Source organism: Chryseobacterium sp. JV274 (assembly GCF_903969135.1).
Lineage (GTDB): Bacteria > Bacteroidota > Bacteroidia > Flavobacteriales > Weeksellaceae > Chryseobacterium.
Genome location: NZ_LR824569.1, coordinates 825,262 through 842,923 on the forward strand (window position 1 = coordinate 825,262; position 17,662 = coordinate 842,923).

13 protein-coding genes are annotated in these 17,662 nt (G+C 36.2%); 5 read left to right on the forward strand and 8 right to left on the reverse strand.

What is annotated here, in order from left to right:
* Positions 1-79: 79 nt before the first annotated feature.
* The 7 genes from CHRYMOREF3P_RS03865 to recQ all read right to left on the reverse strand — a co-directional run bounded on the left by CHRYMOREF3P_RS03865 (position 80) and on the right by recQ (position 7,343).
* Positions 80-934, reverse strand: coding sequence for a DUF4476 domain-containing protein (locus CHRYMOREF3P_RS03865; RefSeq protein WP_180563897.1), 855 nt, complete (start codon positions 932-934; stop codon positions 80-82).
* Positions 935-1,055: 121 nt separating this feature from the next.
* Positions 1,056-2,459: a dihydrolipoyl dehydrogenase gene (gene lpdA / locus CHRYMOREF3P_RS03870; RefSeq protein WP_077416819.1), complete on the reverse strand. Its 1,404-nt coding sequence runs from the start codon at positions 2,457-2,459 to the stop codon at positions 1,056-1,058.
* Positions 2,460-2,589: 130 nt separating this feature from the next.
* Positions 2,590-2,976, reverse strand: coding sequence for a cupin domain-containing protein (locus tag CHRYMOREF3P_RS03875; RefSeq protein WP_180563898.1), 387 nt, complete (start codon positions 2,974-2,976; stop codon positions 2,590-2,592).
* A 50-nt stretch (positions 2,977-3,026) separates the two neighbouring features.
* A complete protein-coding gene (locus CHRYMOREF3P_RS03880; protein ID WP_180563899.1) occupies positions 3,027-3,371 on the reverse strand; it encodes a hypothetical protein in 345 nt (114 codons plus the stop codon).
* A gap of 66 nt (positions 3,372-3,437) precedes the next feature.
* The gene (locus CHRYMOREF3P_RS03885) at positions 3,438-4,517 is read right to left on the reverse strand and encodes a glycosyltransferase (RefSeq protein ID WP_077416816.1); all 1,080 of its coding nucleotides are present in this window, start codon (positions 4,515-4,517) and stop codon (positions 3,438-3,440) included.
* Positions 4,518-4,611: 94 nt separating this feature from the next.
* Entirely contained in the window at positions 4,612-5,061 is a 450-nt protein-coding gene (locus CHRYMOREF3P_RS03890) for a hypothetical protein (RefSeq protein ID WP_077416814.1), read from the reverse strand.
* A gap of 77 nt (positions 5,062-5,138) precedes the next feature.
* The gene (gene recQ / locus CHRYMOREF3P_RS03895) at positions 5,139-7,343 is read right to left on the reverse strand and encodes a DNA helicase RecQ (RefSeq protein WP_077416812.1); all 2,205 of its coding nucleotides are present in this window, start codon (positions 7,341-7,343) and stop codon (positions 5,139-5,141) included.
* 158 nt (positions 7,344-7,501) lie between these two features.
* On the opposite strand from recQ, the gene CHRYMOREF3P_RS03900 reads away from it, so the two are divergent.
* The 5 genes from CHRYMOREF3P_RS03900 (at position 7,502) to CHRYMOREF3P_RS03920 (ending at position 16,370) form a co-directional block, all read left to right on the forward strand.
* Positions 7,502-8,461: an SIS domain-containing protein gene (locus CHRYMOREF3P_RS03900; protein ID WP_077416810.1), complete on the forward strand. Its 960-nt coding sequence runs from the start codon at positions 7,502-7,504 to the stop codon at positions 8,459-8,461.
* A 134-nt stretch (positions 8,462-8,595) separates the two neighbouring features.
* Entirely contained in the window at positions 8,596-9,423 is an 828-nt protein-coding gene (tatC, locus tag CHRYMOREF3P_RS03905; protein ID WP_180563900.1) for a twin-arginine translocase subunit TatC, read from the forward strand.
* 229 nt (positions 9,424-9,652) lie between these two features.
* Positions 9,653-12,613: a reprolysin-like metallopeptidase gene (locus tag CHRYMOREF3P_RS03910; RefSeq protein WP_180563901.1), complete on the forward strand. Its 2,961-nt coding sequence runs from the start codon at positions 9,653-9,655 to the stop codon at positions 12,611-12,613.
* Between the two features lie 136 nt (positions 12,614-12,749).
* Positions 12,750-14,381 carry a M1 family metallopeptidase gene (locus tag CHRYMOREF3P_RS03915; RefSeq protein WP_077416804.1) on the forward strand — a complete coding sequence of 544 codons (1,632 nt, stop codon included), beginning with the start codon at positions 12,750-12,752 and terminating at the stop codon, positions 14,379-14,381.
* A gap of 132 nt (positions 14,382-14,513) precedes the next feature.
* Positions 14,514-16,370, forward strand: a complete 1,857-nt coding sequence (locus CHRYMOREF3P_RS03920; protein ID WP_180563902.1) for a PDZ domain-containing protein — start codon at positions 14,514-14,516, stop codon at positions 16,368-16,370.
* Positions 16,371-16,490: 120 nt separating this feature from the next.
* Here CHRYMOREF3P_RS03920 and CHRYMOREF3P_RS03925 read toward each other — a convergent pair whose 3' ends face one another.
* Positions 16,491-17,657: a sensor histidine kinase gene (locus CHRYMOREF3P_RS03925; protein ID WP_077416800.1), complete on the reverse strand. Its 1,167-nt coding sequence runs from the start codon at positions 17,655-17,657 to the stop codon at positions 16,491-16,493.
* Positions 17,658-17,662: the final 5 nt, after the last annotated feature.

A 17,662-nucleotide genomic window follows, 5' to 3' on the forward strand; every position in this document is an offset into this window, starting at 1 on the left:
GTTCAAATCACCGTTTATTGTATTCAAAAGCAGGATATAAATTATTCTAGAGAGAGAGAGAAAGATAAAAAAAGTCTTATTACAAATTTGAAATATAATCCATCAGCTCCCGCTTACTGCTTTCAAAATCAAAAGCATCATACACCATAAAGTATCTGTTTTTATCAACGCAGTTGCGATACATAGATTTAGCGAGTGCTAATTTTTTATTATCAAAACTGATAGCTTTTACCAGATCTCTTATTTGTGCGGAAGTAAACATTGAAGTGCGCATCTGCTGATTGATCATAGCTATTTTACCATCATCAAACTTCTCATTCCTTATCATCATATCAAAAAACTGGCGGAAAGAATTATTATCCATTACATTACCCTGATTATATCCATCTCCGGACTGGTTTCCGTAAGGATTGTTCCATACATCATTCCAGTCATTGAAGCCATATTGGCCCTGAACAGGATAAGAATCCAGAAGATATAACCCTTCATTGGTAAAAAAATCCAGCACCATTCTGTTATTATTGCGAAGCATAAGCGTGGTTCTGTAAATCAGAAAACCATTTTCGTAGATAGAAACAGGCATTCTTCCTGACGACAAATCAAAGAACCTGTATTTCCCGGAACCATTGGCTATCATCTGATCTCCAATTTCAACAGTGAAAAAGCCTTGCTCAGGAATTCTCAGAAAAACTTCCGCATAGCCATAGTTCCTGTTCCACTGATAATTTGGATGGGTATTTCTATTTCTCTGAGGAATCGTATTATTTCCAGGTCTCATCCCATCAGGAGTTTTATTTCTTTCATTTAAACTTTTGGGAGATCTCATTTCTGAGGTAGAAGCTTCATTCTTTAATAACTCTCCAACCTGACCTGCTTCCTGGGCAAAAGAGCTGATCCCCGCTAAAAGCATCCCACTGATAAAAATCTTTTTCATACTTGAAATTTCAAAAATCAATCTCCATTTTCATGCCAAAAGCCACATAAAAAAGGCTGTCTCAAAAAGAAACAGCCTTTAATTTTTAAATATTTAAATGATTAAATTTTTTAATCAATTATTACATATGAATTGGTCTTTTCCCTGTAGCATCCAATGCAGCTTCCTTAATAGCTTCTGCATAAGTTGGGTGAGCATGAGAACTTCTTGCAATATCTTCAGCACTTGCACGGAATTCCATAGCAATTACTCCTTCAGCAATAAGGTCAGCAGCTCTGGCTCCGATGATGTGCATTCCTAAAACCTCATCTGTTTTTTCGTCTGCAATAATCTTAACAAGACCATCAACATCACCACTTGCACGGCTTCTACCTAATGCTCTCATTGGGAAAGAACCTACTTTGTAAGCTACTCCTTCTTCTTTCAGCTGCTCTTCAGTTTTACCAACTCCTGCAACTTCCGGCCATGTATAAACAACACCAGGAATCAGGTTATAGTTGATGTGAGGTTTTTGTCCTGCTAATGTTTCAGCAACAAAAACTCCTTCTTCTTCAGCTTTGTGAGCCAACATAGCCCCTTTGATAACGTCACCAATAGCATAGATATTCGCAACATTCGTTTGTAGGTGGTCGTTTACTTTTACTCTTCCTCTTTCGTCAAGTTCTACCCCTGCTTTCTCAAGGCCAAGCCCATCTGTGTAAGGTTTTCTTCCTACAGAAACCAAGCAGTAATCTCCTTCTACTACTACTTCTTCTCCTTTTTTATCTTTAGCTGTGATTTTTACAGTATCTCCGTTTCTTTCAACCGCAGAAACCGCAGTAGAAAGCATAAACTTCATTCCTTGTTTTTTAAGAACTTTAGTCAATTCTTTGCTTAAAGCTCCATCCATTCCAGGGATGATTTTATCCATAAATTCTACAACAGTTACCTGAGCTCCTAATCTTAGGTATACAGAACCTAGTTCCAGGCCGATAACACCACCTCCGATTACTACTAAATGCTTAGGAATTTCTTTAAGGTTTAAAGCTTCCGTAGAAGTAATCACTCTTTCTTTATCTAAAGAGATGAAAGGCAATGCAGATGGTTTAGAACCTGTTGCAATGATTGTATATTTAGATTCGATAGTTTCAGAAGAACCGTCGTTTTTTGTAACTTTAATCTGAGTAGCAGATTCGAAGCTTCCCACACCTTCAAAAACAGTAATTTTGTTTTTGTTCATCAGGTAGCTGATTCCATCTGTATTCTGCTTGATCACTTCATTTTTACGTTCGATCATTCTTGTAATATCCGCTTGCGGCTCATTGATGATGATTCCGTGACCTGCAAAATTGTGTTTTGCATTTTCGAAATGCTCAGAGCTGTCAAGAAGCGCTTTTGACGGAATACATCCAACATTAAGACAAGTTCCGCCTAAAGTTGAATATTTTTCAATAATTGCTGTTTTGAAACCTAACTGTGCTGCACGGATAGCAGCAACATAACCACCGGGACCAGAACCTATTACGGTAACATCGAATTGACTCATGTTATTTTATGAATTTGTTTATTATTATCTATCTTAATTCTCACAAATTTACATATAAATTACTAAGCACCAAAGTGAGTTTTATCAATTTTAAAAATGATAATTATATGTTTTTGTTTTATGAAAAATGTTATTTTATGAATTTTATATTTTCCTCATTCCCCTCTTTCAAATAAATTGCTGTAAAGATGAGTGGTTTCTCTGCTGATGCATTATCAAAATGGAGAATCGTAGTATTTTTAGGTTCATAGAAAGCATCACCTTCCCGAAGAAGAACGCTTTTCTGTCCTTCTATCTGAAAAATAGCTTCTCCGGACTTTATGATTCCTACTACCGGACATTGATGCACATGTTTGGGAGCAGCCAGCCCTGCAGCCATTGTTATTTCCTGAATTTCTGCTGATTTAACACTCTGATCAAGAGAAGTTTTTAATAATTCTTTTCTGGAGATAGTCTTCTGCTGAGCCATGATTACAACAGAATTCAGCATCAAAACAGCAATTATAAATGGTTTCATTGATTTGGTATTTAATTCTACTGCTTGTTTTTATTAAATCAGCTAAAATATCACACATCCAACTTTCCTTGTCCAAATGCACCTGTACTTTCAAAAAATGAACCTCCATATACATACCATTCAAGGCTTTCCAGATACTCTACTGCATTTTCCGGGGTTATCTGTGAACGATCTTTTTTAGAAACAATTCCTTTGTACCATCTTCCCGACTTGGAAAAACTTTCATTTTCAACAAAATAATGAATCCATATTCTCTGACACAGTTTGCATTGTTGAATGGAAACTTCTCCATATCTTCCGTTCGTATGGTCTATACCTAATTCGGAACTTCTAAATTCTGTATAATTGAAGTCAGGTTTTTCACAAGCGCATCCTATTTTCGGGATTTTATTCATTACGATCTATTTTATCACCCCAAATCTAAGAAAATAAAACCCCATAAGACAAATAGTCCGGCAATACTACTTCATTAAATCCAGCAATACCCTTTCGTATTTATCCAAAATAATATTCTTTGAAAACCTTGATTTAATAGAGTTTCTTATTGCATCTTTATTATAATTGTTCTGCAATACTTTTACAATCTGTTGTGCAAAACCATCATAGTTTTCAATATTGGCAACTTCACCGTTTACATTATGCTGAATAATTTCATTGATTCCTCCGGGGCAGTTGTTGGCTAGAGAATAAGTTCCGCAGGCTCCCGCTTCCAGAAGTACATTGGGAAAACCTTCATACCTCGAAGAAAGTACAAATAAATCTGCATATTTCAGATATTGGTAGGGATTATCCTGTCTGCCGTGAAAAATTACTTTTTTTAATCCTAAGAGTTCTTTGGTCTGATATAAGATCTCCTTATCTTTTCCATCACCCAGAATATGAAGCATAATATTTTCATTCTTCAGTCTGGAAAAAACCTTCAACAGGTTATCAAATCCTTTTCTGGATGATAAGTTGCCAATGGCCACTACGTTTTTATAGTTGTATTTGAAGCATTCTGGTTTTAAAGAGAGTGCCATTTTATCTTCAATAAAATCAAAGTCTACAGGATTATTGATCTTGACAATTTTTTTCTTTTTAATATTAAAATTATCAACAAGATCCTTCATCATATCATCACTCTGCGCAATGATTCTCTGATAGTTATTGTAAAAATTATAGAAAAACTTAATCTCTTTACGGGTTACATGCTGGGTAACGACATTGGTTTCCCGGGCAATGAATTTGGTTCTTGGAAAGAGTTTGATGAATAAGGATAAGTAAGCATTTACCTCTCCGAAACCTGAAAAAACAATATCTGGTTTTCTTCGGTAGATTTCACCTAAAATAGGCTTTAAAGAATGTCTTATTCTTTCGGTATTGATATCGATAATTTCGACGTCTTTTTTCAGAAAATTCAAATATCCGCCTTGTTTACGTAACAGCAAAATCTTGGGTTCAAACCGATCTCTGGAAAGATGATTCGCAATAGTAGTAACAATTCTTTCTGCTCCCCCGGTTTCTAAGTCCGGCAGAATAAATATGACAGATATCTTTTTCATCAGTGTAAAGTTAGTAAAAAGTTTGGTTATCTTTCAAATATTCCTTTCTTACACTAAAGAACAAAAGTAAGCAAAGTATAAAATTATTGTTACCTTAGAAATAGTTTTCAAAGAAAAACCCTGACCCTGGGATTGAGTCTAATTTAGATTGAATAACAGGATAACGAGAAACCCATCTATGCAGCTCCAAATTACTTTTTATACTATCATTAACAGGAATAGAAACATATAGTATATTATTATAAATATTATGTTTTAAATACAATACTAAAAACCTTTTACCTATATTTTTCTCAGCTTCAGAAAATGACAAATCTGTCGTAGATCGTCCTTTATAATTCTTATTCCCTACTTTAAACGAGTATAAAAAATAGAAACCAGTACCTCTTCCATATCCTTTAATGCTATTTATTTTGCCAATTGCATATTCTCCTTGATTCTTATAATTTTTTTTTAAGTTCTGTCTTAGTGAAAAATCAAAACAAATGATTGCTATTATTAGAAAAAATAAAATTACAAGATAATATTTTTTAAAAAAATCCATTTATCTCTATTTATAAACTTTTAAATACAATAAAAGCCCTTATAAACAGGGCTTTTATTGTGTTCTGATTTGTTCTTTTAGTTAGCTACATCGCTGATAAATTTAATCCTCAGCATTCTCACTTCTTCATCGGACAGTTCATCCCCAAATTCATCCAGTAATACCTTCATGCTGTCACTTTCAGATTCGTTCATGAACTCCATGAAGCCGTCTACGATATCTTCATCAAAATTATCTTCAATATAATAGTCGATATTCAGCTTTGTTCCCTGATATACAATTCTTTCCATTTCTTTCAGGAGTTCATCCATAGAAAGGTTTTTGGCTCTTGCAATATCTTCAAGGTCAATCTTTTTATCAGTACTCTGGATAATGAAAACTTTATGGCTCGATTTATTGGCCACCTGTTTCAAAACCATATCCTGAGTACGTTCTATATTGTTGTCTTCTACATATGTTTTGATGTAATCAGCGAATTCTTTACCATACTTTTTAGCTTTTCCTTCGCCTACTCCATAGATTTTGGTAATTTCATCTACTGTAATCGGATACTGAACGGTCATATCCTCCAAACTTGGATCCATAAATACAGTATATGGTGGAATTCCATGTTTTTTGGCAACTTTCTTTCTAAGTTCTTTCAACAGATTAAAAAGGTTCTGATCCATACCTCCGCTAGCCTGCTGCTGTACCTGATCGCTCTCAGCTTTTGCCTGGGTAAGGTCAAATTCTCTGTCTTCAGCGATTAAAAATACGTCTTTAGAAGTACCATTCAGGACCGTTTTTCCTTTTTCTGTAATTTTTAAAACACCGTAGGTTTCAATATCCTTTTGCAAACAATTCTGAACGGTTGCCTGTCTCAGGATTGTTTTCCAGTAATTATCTTTTTCTTCTTTTCCAAAGCCAAAATAAGAACTTTGCTCAAGTTTGTAAGATTTTGTCACTGCATTTTCTTTCCCCACGATAACGGAAATCAAATCTTTAGACTTGAATTTTTCTCCTGTATCATTAATGAGTTCCAACGTTTTTTTCAAGTCTGCAGTGGCATCCTTTACTTTTGGAGGATTGGATGAGTTGTCACACATATTGGCTCCGTCTCCTTTTACAGGATCGAAATTTTCTCCAAAATAATACAGGATATATTGTCTTCTGCTCATTGAAGTCTCAGCATAACCTACCACTTCATTTAAAAGTTGTAATCCGATTTCTCTTTCTGAAACGGGTTTTTGTGCCAGAAATTTTTCTAATTTCTCAATATCTTTAGGATCATAGAATGCCAGACAGTGGCCTTCACCTCCGTCTCTTCCTGCTCTTCCTGTTTCCTGGTAGTAGCTTTCCAATGATTTTGGAAAGTCGTAGTGGATCACAAAACGTACATCCGGCTTATCAATTCCCATCCCAAAGGCAATGGTAGCAACAATTACATCTACTTCTTCCATCAGGAATTTATCCTGATTGGCAACTCTCACTTTCTGGTCAAGACCTGCGTGGTAAGGAAGTGCATTGATTCCGTTTACCTGCAGAAGCTGGGCAAATTCTTCAACTTTTCTTCGGCTCAGGCAGTATACAATTCCTGATTTCCCTTTATGCTGATTGATAAACCTAACGATTTCCTTGTCTATATTGATTTTAGGACATACCTCATAATATAGATTAGGACGGTTGAAACTTTCTTTGAACACCAATGCATTAGTCATTCCTAAAGTCTTCTGGATATCATCCTGAACCTTAGGAGTAGCAGTAGCCGTTAAAGCAATCACCGGTACATTGGCGATTCTGTCTATAATCTGTTTCAGATTCCGGTATTCTGGTCTGAAATCATGTCCCCACTCTGAAATACAGTGGGCTTCGTCGATAGCAAAGAAAGAAATTTTCACATCTTTCAAAAAATCCAGGTAATCATCTTTTATTAATGATTCAGGAGCTACATACAGAAGTTTGGTTTTGCCGCTTTTTATATCGTCAAAAACCTGCTTGGTCTGCGTTTTGTTTAATGAGGAATTTAATACATGCGCTACCCCATCCTCAGATGAAAGGCCGTTCACTGCATCTACCTGATTCTTCATTAACGCTATCAAGGGCGAAACGACGATTGCCGTACCTTCCGAAATAAGTGCCGGAAGCTGATAACATAATGATTTTCCACCACCCGTAGGCATTAAAACAAATATATCTTTCCCATTCAATAGGTTGTCTATAATTTGTTCCTGCTGTCCCTTAAATGTAGAAAACCCAAAATACTTTTTCAATTCGCCTGATAAATTGGCTTTTTTTGCGCTCATCTAATTTTCTATTGCTAAATTTGCATCACACCCAAAGTTATAAAAATTTCGCTTAAAATAAAAGCGAACGAATTTATAAAAAATAAAACTTATATTAAATATTCTTTTTAAAATATAACGTTTTTAAAGAACTTTTTTGTATACCTTATCATCATAAAATGGATAGAACCAACATTATATCAATTGCAAAAACCACTTTAGAAATAGAGATTTCTGAACTCGAAAAATTAAAAAACAGAATAGATGACCAATTTGCGCAGGCAGTAGAGATCATCAACCTGGCAAAAGGAAAGCTTATTGTGGTAGGAATTGGAAAATCGGCCCATGTAGGAAATAAAATTGTAGCGACCTTAAACTCAACGGGAACACCTTCACAGTTCTTGCATGCTTCAGAAGCTATCCATGGAGATCTGGGAGTAATTCAGAAACAAGATGTTGTTTTGTGCATCTCAAATTCCGGAAATTCTCCTGAAATCGCCAACCTGGTTCCTTATTTAAAAGACTATTCTTCCGCTTTGATCGGGATGACGGGAAATAAAAAGAGTAAACTGGCTGAGTTTTCTGAAGTTATTTTAGATACTCACGTTGACGTTGAAGCCTGTCCGAATAAACTGGCACCTACCAGCTCTACTACAATTCAGATGGCTTTGGGAGATGCTTTGGCTGTTGCTTTAATGGAGCTGAATGATTTCAAAGCTAATGATTTCGCCAAATTCCATCCTGGAGGAAGCTTAGGAAAAAACCTGACTTCTAAAGTAGAACAGTTTCTTTCTTCTCAAAAACCTCAGGTTACTGAAGATTCATCAATAAGAGATGTCATTATCTCAATCAGTGCATCAAGCCACGGAATTACAGTGGTAACTCAATCGGATCAAATCATTGGTGTGATCACAGACGGAGATTTGAGAAGGATGCTGATGAAAGAAGAAGATATCAGTAAGGTATCGGCTAAAGATATTATGTCTTCTCATCCAAGAACTATTGAGAAAGATGCGTTGGCCAAAGAAGCTATGAAAACGCTGAAAGAAAATAATATCGGCCAGCTTATTGTAACGGAAAACGGAAAGTATTTCGGGATTATAGATCTGCATAAACTGCTGGACGAGGGGATTAATTAGAAAATATAATCCAAAGTTTAGAGATTAATACATGAAAGATGATTTGCAGATCAAGAGTAAAATTTAACTAATAATCTGCAGACGCTTACTTCTGTCATTTTTTTTATAAATTTGCGCTTTAAAAATTGAATTCTGTGAGTGATGGTAAAGACATGTCCTTTCTTGGGCATATAGGAGAATTAAGAGGGCATCTGATCCGTTCGATTATTGCTATCATAATTGCGGCTTTTGTGGTTGGCTTTAATATCAACTGGATTATGGACCATATCTTTTTTGGGCCCACCAGAAATGATTTCCCAACCTTCAGAGTTGTTAATCATTTTTCAAGAATGATTTTAGGAGAAGACAGTATTCATCTTCCAAAAGAGTTTCCCGTTCGTGTACAGAGATTGTATCAGCAGTTCAATGTAATGATGGCTGTTTCTATTTTTGGAGGAATGGTAGCAGCATTTCCTTATATTGTATGGGAATTATGGCGTTTTATTGGTCCTGCTTTACATCCGAGAGAGAGAAAAAATTCTATTTATATTATTAATGCGGTATGGATTCTTTTCATGACCGGAGTATTATGTGGTTATTTTCTAATCCTTCCGTTTGCGGTTAATTTTGGGGTTATTTTTAAAATTTCAGACATTATCGTTCCGCTTTATGATTTAAGTGATTATACCACCTTATTTTTACAGGTAGTTTTAGGGATGGGTGTTATTTTTCTTTTCCCGATTCTGATCTATTTCCTTACCAGCATCGGAATTCTGACTCCAACATTTATGAAAACATATCGTCGTCACGCTATTGTTTTGATTATGGTAGTTGCTGCAATCATTACTCCGGCAGACGTTTTAAGTATGCTGATGGCTGCATTCCCACTGCTTATTTTGTATGAATTCAGTATTATGATGTGTACATTCACGTATAAGAAGGTACAGAAAAGCAACGGAAATCTTCCGGCAGTACAGAAATAACCAGTATTTTTTTACTAATAAAATTCTAAGCGCTACTATTCACCCGAATGGTAGCGCTTATTTTATATAAAAAAATTAACCTTAATTGTATTTATTCTTAATTTAATTTAAAACAATGATAAAATTTAATTAATAATATAAAGTTGGGAACAATTAACACCGTATTGCTAATATATTTTTTAATAAAATACACTATCTTTAAAAAAATCAATTACAACCAATAAAAAATATGAAAAGGAAAATTATTTTTGTGTGTGCACTAGCTTTAAGTCTAAGCGGTTTAAAGGCACAACGCTGGGAACCGGTCTCGGAAAAAATCACACCGGTAAGAAAAGAAGTTAAGGTAGAATATGCCTATAAGTTTGATCTTTCTGCATTGAGAGAGCAACTGAAGAATACTCCTGAAGCAGGAAAAGGAGGAAGCCCGGTTATTGTTTCTATTCCAACAGCAGACGGAAGAATTGAAAAATTTTCAGTGTACAGCTCGCCTGTAGTAGAAAAGTCTATGGCAGACAGATACGAATTGGGAGCATATTCCGGTATCGGACTGGATAATCCACATAAACAAATCCGGTTCAGTACTGCACCAAACGATTTCCAATCTATGACATTCGACTCTAATACTGGGAAATACGAATTTATAGAGCCCATCAACAAAGAAAGGGATGTATTTGGAGTCTTTTTTAAATCTAATAAATCCCAGGAAGATCCTTTTGAGTGTAAAACTTCTGAGCCTGAGAAGGCAAAGAAAGAAATGAATAAGCTTCTTAAAACAAAAAATGTCTTAAACGGGCTCGGTAATGTTAATAAAAGTAATGAACAAAAATACAGAACCTATAGAATCGCAATCTCCGTAAATGGTGAATACACTCAGCTTGCCGGAGGTGTGCCTGCAGCCGCAGCCCGTATTAATGCTACAATGAACCGTGTAAATGGTGTTTTTGAAAAAGATTTTGGAATCCATATGATTGTACAGGATCTTCCACAGCTTATATTCGCAGATCCTGCGACGGATCCTTACTCTAATGTAATAGTAAATCCAAATGGCAGCTACAGTGCTCCCGGCGCATGGAATCTACAACTTCAGCAAACTCTTTCCAATACTGCTGGTGTAGGTAATAATGCCTATGATATAGGACATTTTTTTGGCCACAGAGGTGGTGGTGGAAGTGCCGGAGATGTAGGAAATGTCTGCAGAAATCCTGCCAGCAACAATGATGCTACTTCTAAAGGTGCAGGAATCACGTCACCATCTACTCCGGATCAGCCTTTCGGAGATAATTATGATATAGATTTTGTAGCTCATGAAATCGGTCACCAGTTCGGTGCAGCACACACAATGTCTATTGCTTTGCACGGTGCCCACATGGAGCCGGGATCGGGATCTACTATTATGGGATACGCCGGTATTACCAACTATAATGTTCAGATGCATTCTGATGCTTATTTTCATACCAAAAATATTGAAGAAGTAGGAGCATATGTGAATGCTCAGGATTGTGGTATTATTACAGCAGTAGCCAATACACCTCCTTCTATACAGCCATTGGCTAATAAAATGATCCCTAAAGGAACTGCTTTTGTACTGACAGCTTCTGCTGCAGATACACAAAATGATCCAATGACTTACACATGGGAACAATATGATCTGGCTACTTCTACTTTTGGACCAGTAAGTGCAACCAGAAATAATGGTGCGAACTTCAGATCTCTAATGCCTACAAACTCCCCTACCCGTTATTTCCCTAAATTGGCAAATGTTCTTAATGGCACTCTTACCAGTGCTGTAGATTGGGAAACAGTATCCAACATACCAAGAACTATGAATTTCAAGGTAACGGTGAGAGATAATAATCCGGATGCTGCACAACAACAGACCCAAAGCAGCCTGATGAAAGTGGATATAGGCAATGAAGGTCCATTTAAAGTAACTTCAACTACGGTTTACAATAATACACCTGGAGCTGTTGCCTGGGATGTAGTGAACACTAATAATGCACCGTATAATGTACAGAATGTTAAATTAGACTATACTACAGACAATGGAACTACATGGACGGTTATTACTCCTTCCACACCTAATGATGGAGCTGAGCCGTTTTCGTTCTCTTCTTTGGCAACAGGTGCCAGCGTAAAGATAAGAGTAAGCGCCATTGATAATGTATTCTACGCGGTTGGGAATGCCACAGTTTCTGCATCTGCAAGTGCCTGTGCAACATCTGCTCCGGTGGGGATTACGGTAACAGGCATTACAAGAACCTCAGCATCCGTAAACTGGACAGCCTTAGTAGGAGCAACTTATTCTGTAATGTACAGAAAAGTAGGAACGGCAACATGGACTACTGTTCCTGTTTCAACAAACTCTTATAACATTTCAGGTCTTACAGAAGCAACTCAATATGAAGTACAGATAGCCAATGTTTGCGGATCTTCTGTTGGCTCTTATTCTGCATCAACGAATTTCACAACGACTTCATTTGCTAAATGTTCCATAACCGGAACAAATGCAGCTGATGAATATATTTCCAATGTGACGGTAACTCCTTCGGGAATGCCTCCTGTTTCAAATAGCAGTAATAATACACCGTATACAGACTACACTACGGATCCTACAAAACTAATCACCCTGATGTCCGGATCTTCAGGTAACAATGTAAGTATTACCAAAGCATGGACAGGTTCACAATATAATGACGGGGTAACAGCGTGGATAGACTTCAACAAAGACGGAGTATTCTCTTCATCTGAAATAATCTACACCAGCGCACCTAGTATAGCAACTCCTGTTTCAGGAACATTCTCAGTACCTGCAGATGCTTATACCGGAGGAAATGTGATCATGAGAGTTGTATTGGGATATGAAAGCCAGCCAAACAGCGGATGCAGCAACCAGCAATATGGTGAAGTAGAGGATTATCCGGTACTTATCCAGCAGCAGCTTTCTACCAATGAGACAGTAAAAGATAAGAGTTCAATTCAGATCTACCCTAACCCGGCAAGTGATGTATTAAATGTAACTCAGATTTCATCTAAAGCTCAGTTTATCATTACTAATATGGCAGGTCAAAAAGTAATGAGCGGCCATATTAATGATAATAAAATCCAGGTTTCAAAATTAAGTACTGGAGCTTATATTATTTCAATTGAAGATAAGGGTACCACTACAAACCTGAAATTCATCAAAAAATAAAACCTAACAATTTTTTACTGCCCGGCATTGACCGGGCTTTTTTTATGCTTTTTCAAAATCTACATTTTATTGTATTTCCGGTATGTGCTATTAATTTAATTTTATACTTTTGAAAAGATTATTAATAAAAGTTTAAATGAAAAAGTTGTCATATACACTCTTATTTGCATCAGGACTGGTTTTCGGGCAGTTCTTTGAAAAGGGTAAGGTTTTCACCAAACAGGATACTTTAAAAGGCTCCAATACTGAGTTCAGAAATTTTTGGGATGTCAAAAAATATGATCTTTCCGTAGAACCGGATTTTGAGCAGAGAAGTATTAAAGGAAATAATATAATCAGCTTTGAGATTATAAAAGATATTACCAACCCTGTTTTCCAGATTGATCTTCAACAGCCTATGAAAGCTGATAAAGTGGAAGGAAATTTCCCTATTGAAAATTACAAGCAGGACGGGGATTTCATTTTGGTTACAGCGAATAAAAAATTCAAAAAAGGCGAAAAATATACTATCAATGTTATCTATTCCGGAAAACCTACCATTGCTAAAAACGCGCCATGGGACGGAGGCTGGGTTTTTACTAAGGATGAAAAAGGAAATCCATGGATGACTGCTGCTGATGAGGGAATAGGAGCTTCCATATGGCTTCCTACCAAAGATATCTGGAGCGATGAACCTGATAACGGAGTCATTATGAAAATTGTAACTCCTAATGATCTGGTAGGTGTAGGTAACGGCAGACTAACTGATAAAAAAACAACCGGCAGTAAAACTACTTATACCTGGGAAGTTAAAAACCCTATCAACGCCTACTCCATTATCCCGAGTATAGGAAAATATGTAAATTTTAAAGATGTATTTGAGGGTGAAAAAGGAAAACTGGACCTGGATTATTGGGTCCTTGACTATAATCTAGACAAGGCAAAAAAACAATTTCAACAGGTAAAACCTATGCTCTCAGCGTTTGAATACTGGTTTGGTCCGTATCCGTTTTATGAAGATTCATACAAACTTGTAGAATCTCCTCATCTTGGTATGGAACATCAGAGTAATGTAGCCTATGGAAACAAATATCAGAACGGCTATCTTGGAAGAGATCTTTCAGGGACAGGAGTTGGATTAAAATGGGATTTCATTATTATTCATGAAAGCGGCCATGAATGGTTCGCCAATAATATTACAGCAAAAGACCAGGCTGATATGTGGATCCATGAAAGTTTCACCAATTATTCCGAGACTCTTTTCACGGAAAAATATATGGACAAAAAATCTTCTGAAATCTATGTTCAGGGGATAAGGAAATTGATAGATAATGATGTTCCTATTATTGGTCAGTACGGCGTAAGAAATGAAGGCAGCGGAGATATGTATCCAAAAGGAGCCAACATGATTCATACGATAAGACAGGTAATTAACAATGATGAAAAGTTCAGACAGATTCTGAGAGGACTGAATAAAGATTTTTATCATCAGACTGTTACCACCCAGCAGATTGAAAATTATATTTCATCAAAATCCGGCATTGATTTCTCAACTGTTTTTGATCAGTACCTGAGAACGATAAAAATACCAACTTTTGAGTACACTCAAAATGGTGATACTCTAAAGTTCCGTTATACAGATGTGGTAAAAAACCTGAAATTACCTATAATCATCAACGGTGATCAGACTATAAATCCTACGGAAGAATGGCAGACCGTAAAGCTTAAAAAGAATGATCCGGTTGAATTAAACCCCAACTATTATATCAATTATTACAATAATAAATAAAAGAAAAAGGCAGATTTGCAGACCAGCAGATTTGCCTTTTCGCTTTTACATTGAAATTTTAAGAAAAGTTTAATACTTCTTCCGTAACAAAATGATAAAAAGAACAACTATTTAACTATTAATGTAAACCTAATGAGAAAAACAGTACTTAGTCTCGGTATTTTTGCTTCTTTTTTAGCAAATGCTCAGTCTATAAAAACAACCATTGATCTAGTCAATGTAAAAGATGATAAAGTAGCCGTTACCATGGAGTTTCCGAAAATGAAATCAGGAGATGTTAAATTTCATTTCCCTAAAACGGTTCCGGGTACTTATTCTGTAGACGATTACGGAAGATTCATCGAAGGGATCAAATTTTACGATAATAAAGGAAAAGAACTTACTTTCACTAAAGTAAATGATAATACCTATTCATTGAAAAATGCGCAGGGTCTTTCCAAAATTTCTTATCTTGTGAATGACAGTTTTGATGATGAATTAGATGCATCAAAGCATAAAGCGGTATTTTCTCCGTCAGGAACAGATATTGAGGCAGGTAAAGTATATATGATCAATACCCACGGATTTATAGGATATATTGATAATATGCAGGATGTTCCTTATCAGCTGATCGTTCAGAAACCAACAGATTTCTACGGAACAACAGCATTGGTAGACCAGGACAAATCTGATGCTACAGATACCTATACCCTTGCGAACTATGCTAAGGTAACAGATTCTCCACTTATGTATACAAAACCGGATTATATTACCTTCAATGCAGGAGGAATGGATCTGGTGCTGGGAGTATATTCTCCAACAGGAAAATACAAAGCTGCTGATTTCAAAGAGAATCTGGAAAAAATGGTGGTTGCTCAGAAAAAATTCCTGGGTGATATGAATACCAATAAAAAGTATGCAATCATGCTTTATCTTTCCGGAGGTGACGGACCTAAAGTAAAAGGTTTCGGAGCACTGGAACACCATGAATCTACAAGTGTGGTTCTTCCTGAAGGAATGCCGAAAGATGCTATCGACAATACCATTACAGATGTGGTTTCTCACGAGTTTTTCCATACAGTAAATCCTCTGAAGACGCATTCTGAAGAGATTCACTATTTCGATTATGCAGATCCGAAGATGTCTCAGCACTTATGGATGTACGAAGGTGGAACAGAATATTTTGCCAACCTGTTTCAGATTCAGGAGGGTCTTATCAATAAAGATCAGTTCCTTCAAAGAATTGGTGAGAAGATTGCCAACTCCAAGAGTTACGATGATACGATGCCGTTTACGGTAATGAGTAAAAATGTATTGGTTGAACCTTACAAGGATCAGTACAGAAATGTTTATGAAAAAGGAGCTCTTCTTGCAATGTGTCTAGATATTGAGCTTAGAAAACTTTCCAACGGACAGATGGGATATCGTGATATGATCAGAAAACTGTCTCAAAGATTTGGAGAAAACAAACCTTTCAAAGATGATAAACTGATTGACGAGCTGGTAACGGTAACCGGATATCCTCAGGTAAAAGATTTCTACAATAAATATATTGCAGGAAACCAGCCCACTCCTTATGCAGAATATCTGAAAATGGTAGGTATAGACATTCAAAAGCAGGAAAGCCATCCTCTTTTCTGGTTTATCAAAGACCCGAACCAGACAGGTTTTGATGAAAAGAACAATGCTTTTGCTTTTGATGAAAACTCTGCTTTGTCTCCTTTTGCAAAAAGTATCGGATTTAAAATTACAGACCAGGTACTTGCTTTAGATGGAAAAACGGTAGACATCAAAAAAGTACAGGACTTTATTGGCTATACCAGAACCATCAAAGACGGGCAGGACGTTACAGTAACGATTCTAAGAGATAATGCCGGTAAGAAAGAGAAAATGACGTTGAAAGGAAAGGCTATTCTGGATAAGATGACAATGGAAACTCCTACCTTCAAGGCGAATCCAACTCCGGAAGAACTGAAATTACAAACACAGTGGCTCACTGGTAAAAAATAATAAGAAAAGCGGGGAAATTTTCCCCGCTTTTTATTTTTAAATCTGAATAAATAAGATCTTGTATTTTTTTATTCAACCCTTATTGGTTTATATTTTTAAGATTATTTTCTGTAACAACCTTTATTCTTTCTTAATTGTAATCCTAAAAGTACTTCCCTTTCCTACTTCAGTTTGAGAAATCTTAATATCTCCGTTGTGATATTCATGAATGACTCTTCTTGCCAATGACAATCCTAATCCCCAACCTCTTTTTTTAGTAGAATATCCGGGATTGAAAGCATTTCTTGCCTGCTGTTTTGTCATTCCGCTTCCATTGTCTTTTACTTCGACCAGAATATTTTTATTTCTTTCAAAAATTGACATCGTAATAGCACCTTCCCCTTTCATGGCATCCACAGCATTTTTTACCAGATTTTCAATCACCCAGCTCATCAGAATTTTATTGTGCGGAACCAACACGGTATAGGTCGGAAGATTCAATGTAAAATTGATTTTTTTGGAAATTCTGGTTTTCAAATAATCATAATTCTCCTGAATTGTTTCATTGAAATTCCTGTCATTCAGCTCAGGAATAGAACCTATTTTTGAGAATCGTTCTGAGATCGTTCTAAGTCTTTCAATATCTTTTTCTATCTCGTGTACTCCTTCCGATTCAGGATTATCAAGCTTCATAATTTCCATCCACCCAATCATGGAAGATAAAGGTGTTCCGATCTGATGCGCCGTTTCTTTAGCCAAACCTGCCCAGAGATAACCTTCATCCGTTTTTTTGATCGTCCTGAAAAACCAGAATGAAAAACCGAAATACAGCAGAATAAACAATCCTAAAATATAAGGCGAATACCGAAGGTTATTAAGCATACGCGAGTTGTCATAGTAGACAAACTGATTGTTCCCATCCGGCACCTTAATCTCAATAGGATCATAATTTTTCTCCATATTCCGGATCAGGTCCTGAAGTTTTTCAGGGTTCTTTATAGTAGCTTCAGGGATATTTCTGTAATATCCGAGATCAAGAATAGGGTTTTTATATTTATCTGTTACAATGAACGGAATGGTATTGTTGATATTAAGGATATCCGGCAGCAGATCCAGAACATCCGTATCCGGAGTCTTTACTTCCTGCTGTATTCTTATCGCTTTGGAAAGAAGGCTGATCCTTTTGATCTCCTCTTTTCTGAGAAAATTAATGAGCGATGTCGAAGCCACTACAATAGCGATTACCAAAGTAGTCATGACAACAAAAATGATCCAGTTATTCAGTCTGGTAAGTATGGATTTTCTCAAAGTTA

What these genes read in the sequence shown, in the direction of transcription:
- CHRYMOREF3P_RS03910 (WP_180563901.1), top strand. Translation starts at nt 9,653, where the DNA reads ATGAAAAGGAAAATTATTTTTGTGTGTGCACTAGCTTTAAGTCTAAGC.
- CHRYMOREF3P_RS03890 (WP_077416814.1), bottom strand. Translation starts at nt 5,061, where the DNA reads ATGGATTTTTTTAAAAAATATTATCTTGTAATTTTATTTTTTCTAATA.
- CHRYMOREF3P_RS03865 (WP_180563897.1), bottom strand. Translation starts at nt 934, where the DNA reads ATGAAAAAGATTTTTATCAGTGGGATGCTTTTAGCGGGGATCAGCTCT.
- CHRYMOREF3P_RS03900 (WP_077416810.1), top strand. Translation starts at nt 7,502, where the DNA reads ATGGATAGAACCAACATTATATCAATTGCAAAAACCACTTTAGAAATA.
- CHRYMOREF3P_RS03880 (WP_180563899.1), bottom strand. Translation starts at nt 3,371, where the DNA reads ATGAATAAAATCCCGAAAATAGGATGCGCTTGTGAAAAACCTGACTTC.
- CHRYMOREF3P_RS03920 (WP_180563902.1), top strand. Translation starts at nt 14,514, where the DNA reads ATGAGAAAAACAGTACTTAGTCTCGGTATTTTTGCTTCTTTTTTAGCA.
- CHRYMOREF3P_RS03875 (WP_180563898.1), bottom strand. Translation starts at nt 2,976, where the DNA reads ATGAAACCATTTATAATTGCTGTTTTGATGCTGAATTCTGTTGTAATC.
- CHRYMOREF3P_RS03915 (WP_077416804.1), top strand. Translation starts at nt 12,750, where the DNA reads ATGAAAAAGTTGTCATATACACTCTTATTTGCATCAGGACTGGTTTTC.
- recQ (WP_077416812.1), bottom strand. Translation starts at nt 7,343, where the DNA reads ATGAGCGCAAAAAAAGCCAATTTATCAGGCGAATTGAAAAAGTATTTT.
- CHRYMOREF3P_RS03885 (WP_077416816.1), bottom strand. Translation starts at nt 4,517, where the DNA reads ATGAAAAAGATATCTGTCATATTTATTCTGCCGGACTTAGAAACCGGG.
- lpdA (WP_077416819.1), bottom strand. Translation starts at nt 2,459, where the DNA reads ATGAGTCAATTCGATGTTACCGTAATAGGTTCTGGTCCCGGTGGTTAT.